Annotated in this window: 2 protein-coding genes and 1 pseudogene; 2 read left to right on the forward strand and 1 reads right to left on the reverse strand. The window is 34.0% G+C overall.

The genetic code is table 11. From position 1 onward, the window contains the following. Nucleotides 1-946 (reverse strand): annotated as a pseudogene (locus WGMM_RS07190) (MFS transporter); the annotation flags it as partial. A 214-nt stretch (nucleotides 947-1,160) separates the two neighbouring features. On the opposite strand from WGMM_RS07190, the gene rsmH reads away from it, so the two are divergent. Both rsmH and ftsL read left to right on the forward strand, forming a co-directional pair. After that, entirely contained in the window at nucleotides 1,161-2,105 is a 945-nt protein-coding gene (gene rsmH, locus WGMM_RS01745) for a 16S rRNA (cytosine(1402)-N(4))-methyltransferase RsmH (protein ID WP_038249174.1), read from the forward strand. Next, a partial coding sequence (ftsL, locus tag WGMM_RS01750) for a cell division protein FtsL (RefSeq protein ID WP_038249177.1) occupies nucleotides 2,102-2,313 on the forward strand: 212 nt, incomplete at its 3' end. The genes rsmH and ftsL, both read left to right, overlap by 4 nt.

Genomic DNA, 2,313 nt, shown 5'->3' on the forward strand with positions numbered 1-2,313 from the left:
TAATTGCCACTACATAACATTGAAAAAACTGGATAACTTACTATTACAAAAGCTATAAATGCAAATTTCATAACTTTTTCTCTTCCTACCTTATCAGAAAGTATAGCAAATAATATTGTCAATCCTCCTAGCGCAATTTGACTCAGTATTTCCACTATATGATTAAAATGAGTATTTACTGTTAATATTTTATTCGTAAGCACATTGAAAAATACCAAACATATATAGAGAGACGCATTTTCAACCAAGTCAATACCTATTGATATTAGAACAGGCTTTTTGTAATTGTTTAATAACTCTTTTAGTGGCAATTTAGACGGATTTTTTTGTCTTTTATACTCTGGGCTTTCATCAAGTATATATCTCATATATATGCTGATTAATCCCATTGCTAAACTGAAAATGAAAGGTAATCTCCACCCCCAAGATTCAAAATCAGATACTTTTTTGCATATGAGTACCGCTATCAGGCTTAATATTGAACCAAGAATTGCACTTAATACCTCAATGCTGCCAAAAAATCCTTTTTGTTTTTAGGAGCATGTTCTATTAAAAATGGTGCATTTCCTGCTTCTCCTCCAAGAGATATACCCTGCAATAATCTTAAACACACTACCAGCATTGACGCTAGTATTCCAATGCTTTGATAACCTGGAACAAAAGCAATTAATACGGTTGATAAAGTTATTAATATAATCGAGAGCAATAAGGCAACTCTTCTGCCATGTTTATCACCAATGTGACCAAATATAGCAGCACCGACTGGTCTCATTAAGAAACCCACTGCAAACACTCCAAAAGCCTTCAATACGCTGGTTAGTTGATCATCCGATGGAAAAAACACACCACCTATTATGTTTATTAAGTGGCCAAAAAGCATGTGGTCATAGCACAATAAAGTGTTACAAATCAAACTTGAAAATATTACTTTTGTTATTTGCTGCATAATTTCCCCATAGCCTGTTTGATCTTATGTAATAAAAAAAATGTGAACGTTATGTGAATATTATATTAACAATATTAAACCTTAATTTTAATATTATTGCTCATATATTCCGATAAGATACCATATTTTGGCAAGAAAATCTATGTACATAAATAAAATTGATGTGAAGAGTAGAGTAGGATATCTACACCAACTGTACTTAAATTTTTTGGATATGACACACACTCCAGTTTTGTTAAAAGAGATGCTATCACTACTATCACCGCAGGATGGTGGTATATATGTGGACGCCACATTTGGAGCTGGAGGGTATAGCAAAGCAGTATTGGAGTCAGCTGATTGCAAAGTACATGCAATTGATAGAGATGAAACGGTAACTAAGTTTTATGATGATTTAAGCATTAGATATCCAGATAGAATAAAACTATTCATTGAGAAGTTTAGTAATATTAAAAGTATACTAAGCAGCGTTGAGCCATCTCCTGTCATCCCAGTACTTGATACTGGAAAAAATAACTGGTCACACGCTGGAATGACATCAAACGGAGTGGATGGAGTGGTCTTTGACATCGGAGTTTCATCTATGCAGCTTGATAACGGAGATAGAGGGTTCTCATTTTTACATGATGGTCCACTCGATATGAGTATGGATAACTCTTCTTATATAAACGCTTCAACGTTTGTTAACGCTTTACGTGAAGAAGAAATCGCAAATACTATATATAACTACGGAGGCGAACGTCATTCTCGCAAAATTGCAAGAGCAATAATGAATGCGCGGAAGAAGAAAACTATCAAAACTACATTTGAGCTTGCGGATATTGTACGTTCCGTGGTATTTCGTGGAAAAAGCAAAATTGATCCTGCAACCAGAACATTTCAGGCAATCAGAATATGGGTAAACGATGAGCTGGGAGAACTTGAAAAGGGTATTAAAGCTGCATCTGAGATTTTAGGTGAGAATGGCAAATTAATTGTTGTCACCTTTCATTCCTTAGAAGATCGTATAGTCAAAACTTTTTTTAAAGATTTATGTGCTACTGATTGCAAGACATTCTCTCTGCTAAATAAAAAAGTGATCGAAGCAAGTATAGAAGAAGTAAGTGCAAATCCGCGTTCACGCTCAGCAAAACTAAGAGCTATACAGAGGTTGTCGTGAGAACTTTCTGCATCATCTCAATAGTTATGTTTTTTCTTAGCATTGTAGGACTATTTAAGGTAAAATTACATGTTCAGTCGTTAAATAGAGAGCTAATAAAAATAAAAAGTGAAATTAATTTAGTACAAAGTGATATAAAAGTTTTACAAGCAGAGTGGAGCTATTTGAATAATCCAAAAAGACTTGCAAGCCTTGTAAAGAAATACCT

This window comes from Wolbachia endosymbiont of Glossina morsitans morsitans (genome assembly GCF_000689175.1).
GTDB classification, from domain to species: Bacteria; Pseudomonadota; Alphaproteobacteria; order Rickettsiales; family Anaplasmataceae; genus Wolbachia; species Wolbachia pipientis.